Source organism: Pantoea deleyi (assembly GCF_022647325.1).
GTDB classification, from domain to species: Bacteria; Pseudomonadota; Gammaproteobacteria; order Enterobacterales; family Enterobacteriaceae; genus Pantoea; species Pantoea deleyi.
Map to the genome: position 1 here is coordinate 3,924,403 of NZ_CP071405.1, position 17,933 is coordinate 3,942,335.

Sequence of the window (17,933 nt, forward strand, 5' to 3'; positions counted from 1 at the left end):
GTCCTATTGATATCGATAGTGCAGCGTCGTGCCGTCATTGAGTTCAGGCGTCACCGGTACCCGGTGACTGCCGCCCTGCCCCTGCAACCAGCCTGAAAGGAGTCCGGCCATCACCGCCCCAAAGGCCGCCTGCCAGTCCGCGGGGGAATGGAGGCTGTCGCCCGCCGGTAAGGCGTGATACGCAATCCGCAGCGCCGTCTCTTCCGGCTGAAACTGCACAAAGCCCCAGTTAAACCGTGCCAGCTGCAGATTACACTCGCGCTCCAGATCCTGCACGGTGCGCGCCTGTGGCAAAGGATAGCGGGTCGCCAGCGATTCTCCCATCTGATAGAGAAAGGCTTCCGCCTCCTGCTGACCGGCGTTGGCGATCATCCCGTCGATCAGCACACTGACCAGGTCAAACCAGCCCGGCTGATAAGGGTGCGATACCCCTGCATGTTCACTCATTACTTCTCTCCGAACAGATAGCGGACATAGAGCTGCGCGCTGCTTTCGTTGTAGTCACCAAAAGTGTCATAGCCCAGCTGGCCGCCAATCGTCACATCTTTGTTGAGTTTGTAGTCCGCCCCGGCGTGCAGGTTATAGCCGATGCCGTTTTTGCTGCCGCCGGAATAGTAGGCGTCTTTCACGCTGCCGCTGGCGGCAAGGGATTCCAGCTCCGACTGCAGGCGGGCATCGGCCGGGAAATACGCGCTCTTATCCTGACTGTAGGACTGATAACCGGCGGACCCGCCGATATTCACTTTCAGATCGTCAAACTTGCGGGAGAACTCTATCGGGAATGAAACCGACGCGTAGTTCTGCGGGCTGAAGTAGCCCCCCTGTCCGTAGCTGAAGTAGCTGAGGTTTTTTGAGAAGTCCATCCACGACAGGCTCATCCCCACTTTCAGCTCGCGGTCATCGGTATGGAACGGACGGACATAGGCCCCGGCCGTCGCCTGCAGGTTATTGTTGCTGGCGACATTCTCACCCAGGTAGCTGTAAGCGCCTGCACCGGCATAGAACCCGGCATCGCCATTGTCGTAACTCAGCAGCGCGTTCGCCCCGTTTTTGGTCACGCGGCCCCAGCGTTTGCCGCTGGTTTTATCCTCTGCGCCGACATAAGAGAGCAGGCTGTCGGTAATCGCGCGGCGCTCACCGGTCAGGATCAGCGTCAGGAAGTCGGTGAGTTTCGGTGACCACTGCACGCCGCCCACCAGGGTGCTGAGATCCTGGCCCAGCGGCGTACTGCCGAGATCCACCTTGTAGCTGTCGCCCTTCAGCGCCAGATTCAGCTCGACGCCAGAGGCCGTCTGCGAATCGGTGGTGGCGTTCGGCAGGTCATTCACCGTCGCACCGCCTGCGGCCACCACTCTGCCCTGACTCAGCGCATTGGTGCCGAAACGACGCCAGGCATCCGCCGCGCCGCTGCCGGCCGTAAGGGAGACCGGCGTGGCGGTGAAGTCCAGACGGGACTTTTCAAACGGCACGGTCGAGAAGGTCAGCGGAGCTTTGGCTTCCGTGAGCTTGCTCAGGCCCGATTCGCCATCGCGCCCGCGCACCTGCACCATGCCCTGACTCCAGGTGGCGGTTTTCTCCTGCAGCGCGTCCATCATGGTGTCAACATCGTGCAGGATCTGCGAACGCTGCGCGACAAGTTCGCCGCCTGCGGCCGGTTCACCCTCAGGCGCAGCCTCCGCCGGTGCCGCCTGCCACGGCAGGACGGTGCCGTACGCCGAAGGTGAACGTCCCACCGGCGAGGTGTTACGGTTGATAAACGGATTATCCGCCAGCGCCAGTCCGCCAACCGTCGGCACGCTGCCGGGCTGCGCACCCTGCAGGCCAATCAGCTGTCCGCGAGCTGAACGCAGATAGGCCATCGCCTGCGAATGCTCGCCGTTGGCTTCCGCCACCCGCGCCAGCAGCAGCAGGCGATCCGGCGATCGGGTCGTGCTGTTCAGGCCACGGGTCAGCGCATTGGCGCGTGGCACATTGTTCTGCGCCAGCGCGACGTTAATGGCGCCGACGCGCGCATCCTGGGTCGGCGTATCCTGCGTCATCAGGTAGTCATACACCACGCCTGCGTCGCGGTTCATTTTGCCGTCCTGATAGAGTCGCGCCATGGCGAACATCAGGTCACGGTTCTGTGGATCCTGCTGCAGCGCACCGATCAGTTTGTCGTAGGCCGCCGCGTACTGCCGCTGCTGCCGCAGGCGATCCACCTCATTAATCAGATAGCCGTTGCGGATACCCGCCAGCTGCGTCGGCGTACTGCGCGCCTGCAGTTCCGGATTGCTGAGGAAGCGCTGCGCCTCGCTGCCGAGTCCGGCCTGATTCAGCACCGCCATCTGCGCAGCATAGTCACCCGCGTTGCCCTGCACGCCACGCTGCAGGTTGGTGCGTACTACCGAGACGGCGAGGGTGAGATCGCCGGCCTGCGCCAGTTTCTGCGCCAGATTACCGGCATCCACCGGGTTGGCCGGGGGGGTGGTCGTCAGCGCTTTCAGGGTATTGGCCGCCGCTGCCGTGGCGCCCTGCGCCAGATATTGATCGGCGGTGCTCATCTGCAGATTGAAATTCACCCGCTGCGCCAGTTCGCGCATCGCCGCCGTCTGCGACGGCGCGGGGATCCGCGCCAGCAGCGCGCTGGCCTGCTGCCAGCCGCCGCTTTCACTGGCGTTGAGCGCGCCCGCATAGAGTTCGCTGGTGCTGGCTCCGCTGCGCATTACCGGCTGCATCACGTTGGCCGCCAGCAGCGTGTCGCCCTGCTGACGGTAGAGTCGCGCCAGATCGAGCCGCAGCCAGCCATCGGTGGGATAGCGCTGAACCCCCTGCTGCAGCGTCGTGATCGCCGCCGCGCTGTTACCGGCCGCCAGCTGACGCTTCGCCTGCTGACGCAGCGCATCGGCTTCACTGGCGCGCGGCGTGACGCTCTGACGGACGCTTTCCGGCAGGGCGCCCAGCAGGCTATTGGCCTCTGCCGTGCGGTTCTGCTGGCGCAGCACGTAGAACAGCCCCTCTTTCGCGCTGCGGTTATCCGCATCGCTTTGCAGAATGGTGCGATAGAGCTGCTCCGCCTGCTCAGGCTGATTCGTGCGACGCAGCACGTCAGCGCGGAACAGCCTGGCGGCCAGCCCCTTTTCGCCTTCCGCCTGAATCAGCGGTTCGCTTAACGCCAGCGCCTGGGCGCTGTCGCCGCTCTTTAGCGCCTGCTGGGCACTGGCCAGCCGCGCATAGAAGCGGGCGTCGTCAGCCTGCAGCTGACGCGATGCCCCCTGCTCGCCGCCGAGCTGAGCCGCACGCTGCAGATAGTCCGCCGCCTCCTGATAGCGTCCGGCGCGCTGAGCCACATAGCCCATGCCCGCCAGGGCATCCGCATCCTGAGGGTTGGCCCCCAGCACTTTTTCAAAACTGGCCTGCGCTCCGCCGACATCACCGCTGTTCAGCGCGCTGAAGCCCGCGCCTTTCTCTGCGCCGCCGACGTTTTTACGGTAGTAGTCGATGACGGCGGAATCCTGCGGGTGACGCTGCTGCCAGGTCTGGTAGAGCGCCGCATCGGACGGCTGCGGGCCGAGCCACAGCAGCGCCTGCCGCAGCGAGCGGTCGGCATCCTGATTGCCGCTCGCCAGCGAACTCAGCACCTCAATGCCCTGGCGGCGGGTCGACTCCTGATAGGTCAGCGCCTTACCCAGCGCCAGCTGCGCGCCGGTATCCTGCGGATGCTGAGCGGCAAACTGGCGCAGCGCCTCAACCGCCTGCGGCAGCAGCGTGCGGTCGCCCGCCATGGTCAGATAATATTCCGCCGCGACGCTGGCGGGCGGCTCATTGCCGCTGAAGGTGTTGCGCCAGGTCTGCAACGCCGCCGGGATGTTGCCGCTGCGCGCCTGCTGACGGGCCAGCGAAAGCTGCGCCTGCGGAATGGTCTGCAGCTGACGCGCGTTATCCAGCTCGCTCAGATGCGGATCGTTGGGAGAAACCTGGCTCAGACGGGCGCGATACTGCGCCGCCGCGGCATTGTCGCCGCCCTGCTGTGAGTAGAGCGCCAGCAGGTAGAGCGCCTGGGTGTTGCCCGGCTCCACCATCAGCACTTTCTGCAGCGAGGCCTTCGCCAGGTCGTCGTGCGCTTTCTGATGCCAGTAGGAGGCCTGGTCAAACAGCGCCTGCAACGCCGGGTTGGTGCTCTCCGCCGCCAGCAGCGGCTGCGACAGGGCCAGCGTACTGCCCAGCAGCAGCGCATGACGGATACCGGCACTCAACAGATTTTTTTTCATTGTTATTATCCTTACTTCCTGCCGGAATCACGGTTCTGACCGGGGTTCAGACGCCGCGACGCATGGCGCTTCAGCATCACCCAGGCGGCACTGCCCACCAGGGCGGAAACCAGCAGCGCCGCCAGCGCCAGCAGCACCGAGTGCTGGTTGGCATACCACACCACCATCATGTACCAGGGCATCTCTCCGCTGGGGAACTGCGCGCCGACACGGAAACTGCGGATGCCGTTTTCATCGGTGATAATCGCCGTATCGCCACGCACCGCGGCGTTGATCTGCGCGGAACTCAAATCGTTGTGCAGGCGCAGCAGCTGTTCGTCGCTGGTCGCCACCGTCATCACCACCAGCCGATCGCGATTCCACGGCGAGCGATAGCTGAGGAAGCCGCGCCACGCCTCGTTGGAGGAGAAGTAACGATCGGCATCCAGCTGCTGACGACTCCAGTCACCGGTCAGCCAGCCACGCACTTTTTCCAGCGCATCCGGCTCTTTCACACCGAAGGTGTTGCCCGTGGCGTCGTAAGGTGACGCCGCCAGCATCGCCTGATTAAAGGCGCTGTTGCCGGTGGTGCTGACCGCCAGCAGATCACTCTGCTCCAGGCGCGCCAGATGGGTGCCGCCAGCGGGCAGACCAAACAGCACCTGATTCTGCGTCAGCGCGACGCCGGTGGCGTTACCCGCCCGCGCGGCCAGGTCCAGCAGGGTGGACAGCTCCGCATCGCTGGGCGTTTCCGGCAGCAGCAGCGTGGTCTGGCCAAAATCGGCCAGCCGCGAGAATGGGAACGACGCCCCCACAAAGTAGGAGAGGTTCGGCAGCATGCTGAAGTGACGCGTATGGCTCAGATCGATCCACGAATCCTCTTCAATCCGGCTCTTGATGTTGTTGTTCAGCAGCACACCACAGGGCGCATCCGCCCGCGGCTTAATATTGAAGTAGAGCGCCAGCTGGTTGTCGCCATAGATCAGATAGGGTTCGAGGTTAAGCTGATACTGCTCCTGACGCGCATCTCCGCCCAGGCGATGCCAGGCGCTCTCCAGCAGGCCGACCTTGTTCACCGTCAGGTTGCGCAGGAAGGTACCGTTCAGCATGACGTTCAGAAACGAATTGTCCTCGTCGATCCAGCTTTCGGAGGGGAAGCGATAGTGCAGATTTACCGGCACCGTGTTGCCATCCCACAGGAACAGATCCGGCGCGGCGCGGAAGTTCACGCGCAGCGCATCATGCCAGATGCCGCTGCTGGTCAGGTTCTGATCTTTGCGCAGCAGCTCGCTCAGGCGCACCGGGCGGTCGGTGTTGATCCAGCGCGGCGCATCGTACGGCTTGCGGTTGCCGAGGGTCTGCGGGGAAACCTGCAGATGGCTCTCATCGGTATTCAGCGGCTGCGTCGTCAGCCGGTTGGCCGCCTGACGCAACTGATCGTCGTTATTGCCCACGACCAGCAGTAACTTGTAAACCGGATTGTTGGGGTTATCGACCAGCTGCAGCATCGGCCCATTACTGGCCGGAAGCGTCAGGGTGCCGATGCGATCGCCGGGATGACCAAACAGGATGCCGTTATTTTCCGGCAGTTCGCCGCGCACGACCGGGAAGCGGATGCCGCGATAGTCACTCTGAATACCGAGCCAGGAGGCCACCAGGGCTGCCGCGCTGACCGCGTCCGGTGAAACCTGACGGGCAAAGCCCATCGTCACCACGGAGGCCGTCATCCGCTGCGGATCCAGGAAGGGCCGCGGGAAATTGCGCAGACTGGTGCCGATGTTGAGCTGCTGTCCCTCAAGGTGCAGCGCGGTCTTCGGCAGAATAGTGACCTGATACTGCTGCGCACTCTCTTTTTCGCACAGCAGCTTGTCCGCATCGTTGATTTTGAAATTGAGGTTATTGGCCGACACCACCATCGCCGCCGGAATATCCAGCTCATAGTCACTGACGTCGCTGTCCGTGGCGCCCAGCGGCAGCGTGCCCAGCGGCTGACCATTCAGCATCAGCTGCAGCGACGTATTGCGGGCGGCCAGCGCGGCGGACACGCGCAGCGTCAGGTTCAGCCGCGCATTGGTAATGACTTCGTCGCTGGGCAGGGTAAAGGTGATACCCGACTGTAGCTGACCGCCGGTCAGGGTGATGCCGCGCGTCTGGCCCATCTGGGCCACCGAGATGGTGCTGCTGATGGGCTGATTGATCGCCGCCGCGATAACCGGCTGCGGCACGGCCACCGGCGCGGTCGTCTGGCCTGGCGCATAAGGCACCGCGCTGGCGGCGGCCGCCAGCGCCGGATCGACACCGCTCAGTCCCTGCGGCGGCGGCACGTCAGACAGCGCACTGCTGTCCTGGGTAACGGATCCGCTGCTCATCGCTGGCGCAGCGGGCGAAGCCGCCGCCTCCCCGCTGACCTGCGGCGCGGATGTCGCCTCGCCTGCCGGGGCATACGCTGGATTTGCCGATGCGGGTGCGCGCTCCGCCGCCGCATTCTGTGGCGCTGAAGCCGGGACAGATTCTGTGGTCTGCGCAGCCGGGGCCGTTGCGGAGCGTGACGGCGCGGCCGTCTCGCCACCGCTGACCGGCGGCGCGGCCTGCGCGGCATCCGCAGCCGGTGTGGCCGCACTGTTAACCGGCGTCACCGCAGGCGATGCAGACGCCGCGCCGCTGGCTGGTGCCGGATTTTCTGCGGGCGCGCTGACCGCGGCACCCGCAGCCGGTGTGGCCGCACTGTTAACCGGCGTTACCGCGGGCGATGCAGACGCCGCGCCGCTGGCTGGCGCCGGATTTTCTGCGGGCGCGCTGACAGCGGCATCGGCTGGCAGCGGTGCCGCGCTGTTGACTGGCCCACTGGCGACCGCACTGTCAGTGTGCGCAGTGGCTGCGGGCGTCGGGGCCGGGCTGTTTACCGGTGCGGCGCTGCTGCTCTCGCCGGCAACCGGCGTCTCCGCGACCGCTGGCGTCAGCCATAACGCGGCGCTCAGCGAACTGGCCAGCAAAGTGTGCGTCAGGATCTTCATGCCGCGCCATCCTCTTTCGCCGCCGCGGCAACCGGGTCGACTTTTTTACGTTTATCGTGGCGGCCCTTCCAGGTCAGCCAGAACAGCTCAAATACGGTACGGATAATGGTGCCCAGCGAAATCAGCGGGTTATCCTGCTTATACTCCGGCTGGATCCAGGCATCGGCGCGCGCCAGCACCACCCGCACCAGCTCACGACGGCGCGCCAGCGGCATCGCCTCGAAGCGCAGGCGGATGCTCTCGCGATCGCCGGAAATCTTGCTGACCGGAATGGTGATCGCGCCGGATTTCAGCAGCAGATCGATCTCTTCAATCTCATCCGACGCGTGGCGGCCGTCCGGCGCATCGAGCTGCGCACCGCCCATCGAAAGGTTACTGGTCTGGGTGCGTGATGAGATGCCGCTGGCGTAGTGGATAATCGCCGGGATCTGCACCTCCACGCGGATGGTTTTACGCACCTGCTTGGTTTCGCGGGCGACGGCAATGGCCGCCATCAGGATGATCAGGCTGAAGATCGCCCAGCCAACGTTGAGGGCGATAACGTAAGGATCGACGCCAAAATAGTCATGCATCGTGGCACGGACGATGCCCGCCACGATCCCGATACCCAGCAGCAGCGCCACGATGACGTGCGGACGCACGATGTGGAAGTCGAAGAAGCCCTGATCCAGCACGCCGCCTTTATCGGTTACGTTGAACTTGCCATGCTTCGGCGACAGCAGGGTCAGCAGAGTCGGGATCACCAGATGGAAGCACATCACCGTCTCATAGATCTCCCCCCAGAAGGTGTAACGGAAACGGCCATTCATACGGGAGTTCACGTAGAGCGACATCACCAGGTGCGGCAGCACATACGCAAAGATGAGCGACGCCGAAGAGTGAATAATGTTCAGGTTAAACAGCAGGTAAGCCAGCGGCGCCGTCAGGAAGGCGACGCGCGGCAGGCCGAACTGGAAATGCAGCATAGCGTTGAGATAGCAGAGACGCTGCTGCCACTTCAGGCCACGGCCAAACAGCGGGTTATCGACACGGAAAATCTGCGTCATGCCGCGCGCCCAGCGGGTACGCTGGATGATATGCAGGCCGAGACGCTCGGTCGCCAGACCGGCCGCCAGCGGGATCGATAAAAAGGCGGAGCCCCAGCCCAGGCGCTGCATTTTCAGGGCGGTGTGCGCATCTTCGGTGACGGTTTCGACCGCAAAGCCGCCAATCTCTTCCAGCGCCGAACGGCGGATGACCGCACAGGAGCCACAGAAGAAGGTGGCGTTCCAGTTATCATTGCCCTGCTGCACCGGACCATAGAACAGCGCGCCCTCATTCGGAATGCTGCGCGCCGCGCGCAGATTGCGTTCAAAGGGATCGGGCGAATAGAAGTAGTGCGGCGTCTGCAGCAGCGCCAGCTTCGGATCTTTCAGGAACGGCCCGACCGTCGCCTGCAGGAAGGTACGGGTCGCAACGTGGTCGCAGTCAAAGATGCAGATCAGCTCACCTTTAGTGATCTTCATCGCATGGTTGAGGTTGCCGGCCTTGGCGTGTCTGTTGTCGTCGCGGGTGATGTAGCCGACCCCGACATCCGCCGCGAAGCGGGCAAATTCGCTGCGCTTGCCATCATCCAGCAGATACACTTTCAGTTTGTCACGCGGATAATCAATACACTGCGCCGCCAGCACGGTGTCGCGCACCACGTCCAGACTTTCGTTATAGGACGGCACATAAATATCGACCGTCGGCCACAGTGTGGTGTCATCGGGTAAGGGTTCGATGGTGCGTTTTAATGGCCAGGTGGTCTGCAGGAAGCCCAGAATTAAGATCAGCCAGACATAAAGTTCCGCCAGATATAAGCCGATCCCCAGCAGTGCCTCGATCTCGGAATTAAAATGCAGCGTCTCCGTCGTCCGCCACCAGATATAGCGGCTGGACATTAAGGCGGAGAGAATAACCATCACCACCGTTATTTTTCGGCTCTTGCTGAAGCCCAATAAAAACATCATGCCGATGCTGATCAGGCCAAAAATATACTGTTTCTGGCTGTCCATTGGCGTAATGATGATCACCGCAGCGACGGGTGCAAGCACCAGCAGCAGCAGGTAAAACCCGATTTTACTCATGAGTCACCCTGAGAAGAGCTGTGTAAGTCAGTCACCTGGCCGAAGCTGGTTAATAGTGGCTGGTGCGGATAGAGGCCTGCACTTCACCATTGCCGACGGTGATATTCAGAATGCTGCTGACGCGTTTGGCGATCAGTTCAATATCAAATGCGGCCGCCGATGCGGGGCTGAAATCATAAACCGACTGCTGAGACGCATTGGCTTCACCCACGCTTTCATCACGGTGAACCACGCCCAGTAAATTATCGCCCAGCCGCTGCTGCATAAATGCGGTGACATCGCGATTAATATTCCGGCGGTTATCGCACTGGTTCAGAATAAAGTGGTGCCCCTGCTTATTATTAAGCGGTTTACCAATCATCCGGTTCTCTTCAATCTGCGGTAATAAAGAGACGGAGGCGGTATCGGCTAACATCACCACTAAATGCATATCGGCCAGCGCCGTCATCGCTTTAAGGGCAGGCCCCGGGCCAGGCGGAAAATCGGCCACGATCACCAGGCCCGGATAATTCAGGACCGTATCCAGGCCGCGCCGGATAAAGTGAGGATCCTTCATCAGGTTCTCTTCGAACCGTTCGCGCTGCGGCTCGGTAACGTCGCCGTAAGGCAGGACAAAGATATTGCCGCCGGTGGTGAGGATCGACTGACTCCAGTCCGCCTGCTCTTCTGAACGCGCCACAAAGCCGCGACCATCGTTCAGCGGCACGCCAAAGTGAAGACGCAGTGCATTCTGCACATCAAAGTCGATGGCCAGCACTTTGCTACCGGATCGCGCCAGGCTCCAGGCCAGATTCGCCGCCAGCGTCGTTTTTCCCACGCCTCCCTTCGGCGAGCACACACAAACTAACGGCATAGCGCAATCTTCTCCAGTAACGGTTTGAGTAAGGTTTCTTTCGGCAGTTGCGTCTCGCGCGGACGGAACAGCGCACCAAAGCGTCCCGGTTCAGAAGCGTCTGCGGCCAGGGGCATCGCGGGCTGAGGCGTCATAATCGCGGCGGGCCGGACCGGCACGACAGGCGGGGCATCCTGCGGCTGAGCCACAGGGCGCGGCGGCGGGGGCGGAAAGAGCGAGGCCGCGTGACTGTCCGTCCTGGCGGGCGCGGGCATCGCGCTGCCTGACAGGCTATCCAGGATCGACGTACCCGCCCCCAGGGCCGGTTGCGCGCTCAGCGTGGCATGGCGAGGCGGTGCCTCGGGCGGCGGCGCCGTAAACTCATCACCGCGCAGCGGCTGAGGTTGTGGCAGGTCAATACGCTGACCGCCGCTGAACGGCGTCTGATTGTCCTCTTTCGCCAGCTGGCGAATCAGCGCCCATTTACTGTGTTCCGCCGCTTCCTGCGCCTGACCAGACATATCTTTAAAGTCGATGTCGAGCGTTTGCGTTTTCTCTTTAAAACGCTGCAAATCATCGTAATTATTCTTCATCAGCCATGGCCTGCAACAGGGGGGAAATTTTTCCGGAATATAGCATATCCCTTTAATGATGGTCAGAAAAATCTGATTACAAAAAAAGCGGATTCAATAAATCGGTTTAATCATAAAGATTCTTTTTGAGCCGGATAACGCCATTACCGGCCTATTAATCCTGATAATTAATAATTATTTCTTAAGTTAAATCCGTCAGAAGTGTTTTAGTAATTTTTACGATTTATCCGTGCTGATAACCGCGGGTACTGCCAGGCGGGCTGAGATAAATCGCTGCAGAAACGGCAACAGGCGTGCTGCGCGCAGAGCCTGAAGCGGAAGGCGCCGCGGAGGGATTGAAAGTATTTATCTTTTTCCTCGCTGAGCCTCAGTCAGAAAAAAATCAGGTGAAATGTATTAACGGAAAAAAGGGGAACAGCGTCACAGCGTCATTGCCGATCCGCCTGTGATGCGGTCTGCCGCTGAGTTGAGATAAAAAAAGGCTCCAGAACAGAGCCTCAGGCCGGGAGAACCGCGTCAGCATTGACGATGGCCTGTGCGCTTAAGCAGTCAGCGCACAGGCCGCGCCGCCTCAGCTGACCTTCTCTGCCACACCCACCGGCTGGTTTTCATCCTGATCCACAGCGAAACAGGCAATCTCCTGCCCGCCGTAGTTTTTCAGCTTCGGCTGCAGCTGGACACAGGTACCAAAACGACGATGGCAGCGCGCATTGAAGGCGCAGCCCGGCGGCGGATTGAGCGGGCTGGGCAGCTCGCCGGTCAGCTTAATACGTTCGCGGCGGTCGTCCGGGTTCAGACGCGGCGTCGCGGAGAGCAGAGCCTGGGTGTAAGGATGGCGGGGGTTAGAGAAGATCGCCTCTTTACTCCCCTTCTCGACGCAGCGGCCGAGATACATCACCATCACCTCATCGGCAATGTGCTCCACGACCGACAGATCGTGCGAGATGAAGACGTAAGAGAGCCCCATATCCTGTTGCAGATCCATCATCAGGTTAAGCACCTGGGCGCGCACCGAGACGTCGAGCGCGGAAACCGGCTCATCGGCGATCAGGACATCCGGATCGAGCATCAGCCCGCGCGCGATAGCGATACGCTGACGCTGACCGCCGGAGAACATGTGCGGATAGCGGTCGTAATGCTCGGTCTTCAGACCCACTTTCGCCATCATCTCCAGCGTCTTTTCGCGGCGTTCCGCTTTGGTAAGCGAGGTGTTGATGACCAGTGGCTCTTCCAGAATCTGGCTGACTTTTTTACGCGGATTGAGCGAGCCGTACGGGTTCTGGAACACGATCTGGATTTTCTGACGACGCAGTTTCTGCGCCTGAGGATCGTGCTTCAGCAGATCCTGACCGTGCCAGTAAAGCTGGCCTTCGGTCGGCGTTTCAATCATGGTCAGCAGGCGGCCCAGGGTGGATTTACCACAGCCGGACTCCCCGACCACCGCCAGGGTTTTGCCCCGCTCCAGATTAAAAGAGACGCCATCCAGCGCTTTAACCAGGCGCTCCTGACCAAACAGCCCCTTCTTCACCGGGTAGTGCTTCTTCAGATCGATGGCCTGCAGCAGGAACTGATCTTTATTGGTTTCATGACTCATAAGTTGGTCTCCCGGCATCGTCCAGCGGATAGTGACACTTGGACTGGCGTCCTGGAATGGTGCGCAGTTCAGGTTCTTCCTGACGACAGCGGTCAGTCGCATACGGGCAGCGTGGATTCAGCAGGCAGCCAATCGGACGGTCATACTTGCCCGGCACCACGCCCGGCAGTGAGGCCAGACGCGCTTTGTCTGCCGCAAACTCCGGCAGCGCACGCAGCAGCGCCTGCGTATAGGGATGGCGCGGCGCTTTGAAGATATCGCCGGCTTTGCCGCTCTCCACCACCTGACCGGCATACATCACGATAATGTGGTGCGCCGCTTCGGCCACCAGTGCCAGATCGTGCGTAATCAGGATCAGCGCCATGTTCTCCTGACGCTGCAGCTCCAGCAGCAGCTCGATGATCTGCGCCTGGATGGTCACGTCGAGCGCCGTGGTCGGCTCATCGGCGATTAACAGCTTAGGCCGGCAGGCGATCGCCATAGCAATCATCACGCGCTGACTCATCCCGCCCGACAGCTGATGCGGATAGACATCGAGTCGTGAGGCAGGATCGGGAATACCGACCTGATTGAGCAGGTCGATCGCCCGCTGACGGCGGGTGCGTTTGTTGCCGCCCTGATGCACCTTGATTGCTTCCATAATCTGGTAGCCCACGGTGTAGCAGGGGTTGAGGCTGGTCATCGGATCCTGGAAAATCATCGCCACTTCTGCGCCCACCAGCTGGCGGCGCTCTTTTTCGGAGATGCGTTTCAGGTCGCGCTGGTTGAACTCCAGCTTTTCCGCCATCACTTTGCCAGGGAAATCGATCAGGCCCATGATCGCCAGTGAGCTGACCGACTTGCCGGAGCCGGACTCGCCCACAATGCCCACGACCTGGCCCTGCTCAACCTGATAACTGATGCGGTCAACCGCGCGGAACGGTGCTTTCTCGTCGCCGAAATGCACCGACAGTTTGTCTACATTTAATAACGCCATCTCGGTGCCTCTTTACTGCTTGAGTTTCGGGTCGAGTGCATCGCGCAAACCATCGCCCATCAGGTTAAATGCCAGCACGGTCAGCAGAATGACCAGTCCGGGGAAGGTCACCACCCACCAGGCACTTTGCGCATACTGCAGAACGTCGGAGAGCATGGTGCCCCACTCCGGCGTTGGCGGTTGCGCACCCATACCGAGAAAGCCCAACGCCGCCATATCGAGAATGGCGTTGGAGAAACCTAATGAAGCCTGCACGATCAGCGGTGCCAGGCAGTTAGGCAGAATATTCACGAACATCTGGCGCAGCATACCGGCGCCCGCGACGCCGGAGGCGGTCACGTAGTCGCGGTTGACTTCCACCAGCACCGCCGCGCGCGTCAGACGGATATAGTGCGGCAGCGCCACAAAGGTCAGTGCAATCGAAGCGTTAACGATGGACGGACCAAAAATGGCGACCAGCACCAGCGCCAGCAGCAGGCTGGGCAGCGCCAGCATGATATCGACCAGACGCATGATGGTGGCATCGACCACGCCGCCGAGATAGCCCGCCAGCAGACCGAAGATCACGCCGAAAATCAGCGACAGCACCACCACCAGACAGCCCACCAGCAGCGACAGGCGCGCACCAAACATCAGGCGCGACAGCACGTCGCGGCCGACATCGTCGGTGCCCAGAATGTAGCTCCAGCTCCCGCCATCCTGCCAGACCGGCGGATGCAGCAGCGCATCGCGGAACTGCTCAGCCGGCGAATGCGGGGCCAGCACATCGGCGAAGATGGCGCACAGCAGCACAATGATGATGTAGACCAGGCCAATTACCGCGCCTTTGTTACGTTTAAAGTAGTGCCAGAATTCCTGAAACGGGGTCATCGGCTTGGGTGCAACGTTAACGCTGCCGGGTTCAACAACAGACATGATGCCCCCTTATTTCTTGTGACGTATGCGCGGGTTCACCACGCCATACAGCAGATCAACCAGCAGGTTGACCAGAATAATCAGAACGGCGGTCAGCAGCACACCGCCCTGCACGACCGGATAGTCGCGGCGCTGCAACGCTTCAATCAGCCAGCGGCCCAGACCCGGCCAGGAGAAGATGGTCTCGGTCAGAATCGCCCCGGCCAGCAGCGTGCCGACCTGCAGACCAATCACCGTTACCACCGGCAGCATGGCGTTGCGCAGCGCATGCACCACGATTACGCGCATCCGGGTTAAGCCCTTGGCGCGCGCCGTACGGATGTAATCTTCACCCAGAACTTCGAGCATGGCCGAGCGCGTCATACGCACAATCACCGCCAGCGGAATGGTGCCGAGGACGATGGCAGGCAGGATCATGTGCATCACCGCATCGTGGAAATCACCCGGCTCGCCCCAGAAGAAGGTATCGATCAGCATAAAGCCGGTCAGCGGCAGGGTGTCGTCCAGGAAGACGCTGTCGCCCACCCGCCCGGACACCGGCGTCAGGTTAAACTGCACCGAGACCAGCATGATCAGCATGATGCCCCACCAGAAAATCGGCATGGAGTAGCCGGTCAGTGAGATGCCTACCGCCGTATGGTCGAAAATCGAGCCACGTTTCACGGCCGCCAGGACTCCCACCGGGATGCCGATAGCGACGGCGAAGATCATGGCGCAGATGCCAAGTTCCAGCGTCGCTTTGAAGCGCGGCACGAACTCATCCCAGACCGGGATGCGGCTCTTCAGTGAAATGCCGAGGTCGCCATGCAACACGCCGTTGATGTAGTTCAGATACTGTTTCCACAGCGGCTGATCCAGACCCAGCAGCGCCATTAACTGTGCATGACGTTCAGGTGAAATACCGCGCTCGCCCGCCATGATCAGGACCGGGTCGCCGGGGATCATGTGAACAAACGCGAAGGTAAGTAATGTAATGCCGATAAACGTTGGGATGACAAGGCCCAGACGTCGGAGTATGAACTGCAGCATAATCCGGTTTCTCTCTTGTCCGCGCGACCGTCGCCGCGAGGGGGGTTATTGCTTACATCTGACGATCGGGTAGGCCCGACCGCGACGCAGACAGGCTGCGCCTCTACCGTTTCCAGTAAAACAGGGAGATAGAGCCGGGGCGACGCGCAGCCGCCCCGGAAATGCGACAATTATTCGTTAATGTCTACCTGGGCAAAGTAGTGTCCGCCCAGCGGATCGACTTTGTACCCGGTGACTTTCTTGCTGACCGGTTCATAGACCGTTGAGTGCGCAATCATCAGCGCCGGTGCCTGGTCATGCATTACAACCTGAGCCTGCTTGTAGTACTCGATGCGCTTCGCCTGATCGGCGGTGGCGCGGGCTGGCTGAATCTGATCCTCGAAGGACTTGTCACACCAGCGCGAGTAGTTAGAGCCATCTTTGGCTGCAGAACAGCTGAACAGCGTCGCCAGGAAGTTATCCGGGTCACCGTTGTCGCCGGTCCAGCCCATCATGACGGTCTGGTGCTCGCCCGCTTTAGCACGCTTCAGATATTCGCCCCACTCGTAGGTGACGATTTTGGCTTTCACGCCAATCTTCGCCCAGTCGCTCTGGATCATCTCCGCCATGCGGCGTGCGTTCGGGTTGTAAGGACGCTGAACCGGCATCGCCCACAGGTCGATGGAGAAACCGTCCGCCATGCCCGCTTCTTTCAGCAGCGCTTTGGCTTTCTCAGGATCGTAAGCGTAATCTTTCACCGCGTCGTTATAGCCCCACATTGTTGGTGGGATCAGGTTCTTAGCCGGCTGGCCTGCACCCTGATAAACGGCGTCGATGATCGCCTTTTTGTTGACCGCCATGGTCAGTGCCTGACGCACTTTCAGATTATCCAGCGGTTTTTTCTCAACGTTGTACGACAGATAACCGACGTTCAGGCCAGCCTGCTCATACAGGTTGATGTTCTTATCCTGCTTCATACGGGCGATGTCAGCCGGGTTCGGGTACGGCATCACCTGGCATTCGCCTTTCTGCAGCTTGGCGTAACGCACGGACGCATCTGGCGTGATTGAGAAGACCAGGCGATCGATTTTAGGCTTGGTGCCCCAGTAATCCGGGTTCGCTTTATACAGGATGCGGGAATCTTTCTGGTACTGCAGCAGCTGGAACGGCCCGGTACCCACCGGATTCAGGTCGACGTTCTGCGGGGTGCCCGCTTTCAGCATGTTGTCGGCGTACTCTTTCGACAGAATTGAGGCGAAGTCCATACCGAGGTCGGCCAGGAACGGCGCTTCAGGACGTGTCAGCACGAAGCGCACGGTGTGGTCGTCCACTTTTTCGACTTTGCTGATCAGCTTCGGCATGTCCATGCCTTCGAAATATTCGTAGCTGCCGCCGGAAACGCCGTGGTAGGCGTTATTTTTGTCCAGCTGGCGCTCGAAGGTGAACACCACATCATCCGCGTTAAATTCGCGCGTCGGTTTGAAATCTTTGGTGGTCTGCCACTTCACGCCTTTACGCAGGTGGAAGGTGTAGGTTTTACCGTCTTCGCTGACATCCCATTTCTCTGCCAGCGCCGCGTGCAGTTCGGTGGTACCGATGGTGAACTCAACCAGTCGGTTGTAGATCTGACGTGAGCTGGCATCGTAGGTGGTGCCCGAGGTGAACAGCTGCGGGTTAAAGCCTTCCGGCGAACCTTCAGAACAGTAAACCAGGGTTTTTGCCTGAACACCGGCGGCGACAGTCATAGCAATCAGGCTCAGACCGACCTTCAGCATCCCGGATTTAGCCAGGGAGTTGATCATGCTTTTGCTCCATTGTGATGTGATGTTGTGTGTATTGCCCGACCTCTGATTTTTTTATGCGGTTCAGGCGGACCACCGAACGGGTGGTGTAAACGCACGATACTGTTTGTTTTTCTTCTGCGGATAGGGCATTCAGAAAATTCCGTAACTGCACGTTTATTGACGCATCAATTTGTCAACAGTTGCAAAGAACGTCAATACAACGGTTACTTATTTACACAGAGTGTGAGGAATAGCATGCAACGGTAATAAAAACCGTTTTGCTCTGAAAGCCATACAATGCACAGTGCGGAAGGCCAGATTTCCGTGCATTGTGCTGGACGGCTGCTCTGTCGCTAGTGATTCTCACCGCTAAAAAACTTAAAACTTTTACCGGCAAATGTTGAATAACTGAACGATTCACCGTGCGTTATGACGTTCATCCAGCGGAATATGCTGGTAAAGAAGCATAAGAAATCAGCATGTTGTTGCTTTCGGTCATAAGAAGAACGTGTCGCGAATTATGCTGGCATCTCCGATGTGGCAAGGGCTGTCAGCGCGAAAGCGGCAATAACAGCGGTTAATCAGCGAAACCGATGACGAAGGGGGTTTACTGGAACTTTCTGGAAAAGGCAGACGCTTCGTGGGGTTGACATCCGCCGCCTGATATCGCAGGAGAAACCGGAGCCGTTCATCCCGCGAGGCCCGCTGGCTCCGAAAATCTGACCAGAATGATTCTGTTCGGGCTTTTGCATTGCCAGAAATCTCCGCCGGACGCAAAACAAGGGGGGCGTTCATGGCGGTGAGATCGGAAGTGCGCCGGAAACAGGGTCAGATCGGAAAGGCGCTTAAACCTTCCCTGGACGCTCGGCCCACGCCCTTC

Annotated in this window: 11 protein-coding genes; all 11 read right to left on the reverse strand. The window is 60.3% G+C overall.

What is annotated here, in order from left to right; all coding sequences use genetic code 11:
- Positions 1-3: 3 nt before the first annotated feature.
- The 11 genes from bcsD to dppA all read right to left on the reverse strand — a co-directional run bounded on the left by bcsD (position 4) and on the right by dppA (position 17,071).
- Positions 4-447 carry a cellulose biosynthesis protein BcsD gene (bcsD, locus tag J1C59_RS18385; protein ID WP_128086872.1) on the reverse strand — a complete coding sequence of 148 codons (444 nt, stop codon included), beginning with the start codon at positions 445-447 and terminating at the stop codon, positions 4-6.
- Positions 447-4,250, reverse strand: a complete 3,804-nt coding sequence (locus J1C59_RS18390) for a cellulose biosynthesis protein BcsC (RefSeq protein ID WP_140917351.1) — start codon at positions 4,248-4,250, stop codon at positions 447-449. The genes bcsD and J1C59_RS18390 overlap by 1 nt, the downstream gene beginning before the upstream one ends.
- A gap of 11 nt (positions 4,251-4,261) precedes the next feature.
- Complete coding sequence (bcsB, locus tag J1C59_RS18395) at positions 4,262-7,243, reverse strand: cellulose biosynthesis cyclic di-GMP-binding regulatory protein BcsB (RefSeq protein WP_140917350.1); 2,982 nt, start codon at positions 7,241-7,243, stop codon at positions 4,262-4,264.
- A complete protein-coding gene (gene bcsA / locus J1C59_RS18400) occupies positions 7,240-9,351 on the reverse strand; it encodes a UDP-forming cellulose synthase catalytic subunit (protein WP_128086911.1) in 2,112 nt (703 codons plus the stop codon). The genes bcsB and bcsA overlap by 4 nt, the downstream gene beginning before the upstream one ends.
- A 49-nt stretch (positions 9,352-9,400) precedes the next feature.
- Positions 9,401-10,204 (reverse strand): cellulose biosynthesis protein BcsQ, encoded by an 804-nt coding sequence (gene bcsQ, locus J1C59_RS18405; protein WP_128086912.1) that lies wholly within the window; start codon positions 10,202-10,204, stop codon positions 9,401-9,403.
- Entirely contained in the window at positions 10,195-10,776 is a 582-nt protein-coding gene (gene bcsO / locus J1C59_RS18410; RefSeq protein ID WP_140917349.1) for a cellulose biosynthesis protein BcsO, read from the reverse strand. Before bcsO ends, bcsQ begins: the two co-directional genes overlap by 10 nt.
- Before the next feature lie 571 nt (positions 10,777-11,347).
- Entirely contained in the window at positions 11,348-12,370 is a 1,023-nt protein-coding gene (gene dppF / locus J1C59_RS18415) for a dipeptide ABC transporter ATP-binding subunit DppF (protein ID WP_128085904.1), read from the reverse strand.
- Positions 12,360-13,346: a dipeptide ABC transporter ATP-binding protein gene (gene dppD, locus J1C59_RS18420; RefSeq protein WP_111142070.1), complete on the reverse strand. Its 987-nt coding sequence runs from the start codon at positions 13,344-13,346 to the stop codon at positions 12,360-12,362. The genes dppF and dppD overlap by 11 nt, the downstream gene beginning before the upstream one ends.
- A 12-nt stretch (positions 13,347-13,358) precedes the next feature.
- On the reverse strand, positions 13,359-14,261 hold the full coding sequence (dppC, locus tag J1C59_RS18425; protein WP_128085905.1) for a dipeptide ABC transporter permease DppC: 903 nt from the start codon (positions 14,259-14,261) through the stop codon (positions 13,359-13,361).
- A gap of 9 nt (positions 14,262-14,270) precedes the next feature.
- Complete coding sequence (dppB, locus tag J1C59_RS18430; protein WP_111141300.1) at positions 14,271-15,290, reverse strand: dipeptide ABC transporter permease DppB; 1,020 nt, start codon at positions 15,288-15,290, stop codon at positions 14,271-14,273.
- A gap of 170 nt (positions 15,291-15,460) precedes the next feature.
- The gene (gene dppA / locus J1C59_RS18435) at positions 15,461-17,071 is read right to left on the reverse strand and encodes a dipeptide ABC transporter periplasmic-binding protein DppA (protein WP_128085906.1); all 1,611 of its coding nucleotides are present in this window, start codon (positions 17,069-17,071) and stop codon (positions 15,461-15,463) included.
- Between the last annotated feature and the right edge of the window lie 862 nt (positions 17,072-17,933).

Bases quoted from the DNA above. Each gene is read 5' to 3' on its own strand.
- bcsD (WP_128086872.1), bottom strand. From the start codon at position 447: ATGAGTGAACATGCAGGGGTATCGCACCCTTATCAGCCGGGCTGGTTT.
- J1C59_RS18390 (WP_140917351.1), bottom strand. From the start codon at position 4,250: ATGAAAAAAAATCTGTTGAGTGCCGGTATCCGTCATGCGCTGCTGCTG.
- bcsB (WP_140917350.1), bottom strand. From the start codon at position 7,243: ATGAAGATCCTGACGCACACTTTGCTGGCCAGTTCGCTGAGCGCCGCG.
- bcsA (WP_128086911.1), bottom strand. From the start codon at position 9,351: ATGAGTAAAATCGGGTTTTACCTGCTGCTGCTGGTGCTTGCACCCGTC.
- bcsQ (WP_128086912.1), bottom strand. From the start codon at position 10,204: ATGCCGTTAGTTTGTGTGTGCTCGCCGAAGGGAGGCGTGGGAAAAACG.
- bcsO (WP_140917349.1), bottom strand. From the start codon at position 10,776: ATGAAGAATAATTACGATGATTTGCAGCGTTTTAAAGAGAAAACGCAA.
- dppF (WP_128085904.1), bottom strand. From the start codon at position 12,370: ATGAGTCATGAAACCAATAAAGATCAGTTCCTGCTGCAGGCCATCGAT.
- dppD (WP_111142070.1), bottom strand. From the start codon at position 13,346: ATGGCGTTATTAAATGTAGACAAACTGTCGGTGCATTTCGGCGACGAG.
- dppC (WP_128085905.1), bottom strand. From the start codon at position 14,261: ATGTCTGTTGTTGAACCCGGCAGCGTTAACGTTGCACCCAAGCCGATG.
- dppB (WP_111141300.1), bottom strand. From the start codon at position 15,290: ATGCTGCAGTTCATACTCCGACGTCTGGGCCTTGTCATCCCAACGTTT.
- dppA (WP_128085906.1), bottom strand. From the start codon at position 17,071: ATGATCAACTCCCTGGCTAAATCCGGGATGCTGAAGGTCGGTCTGAGC.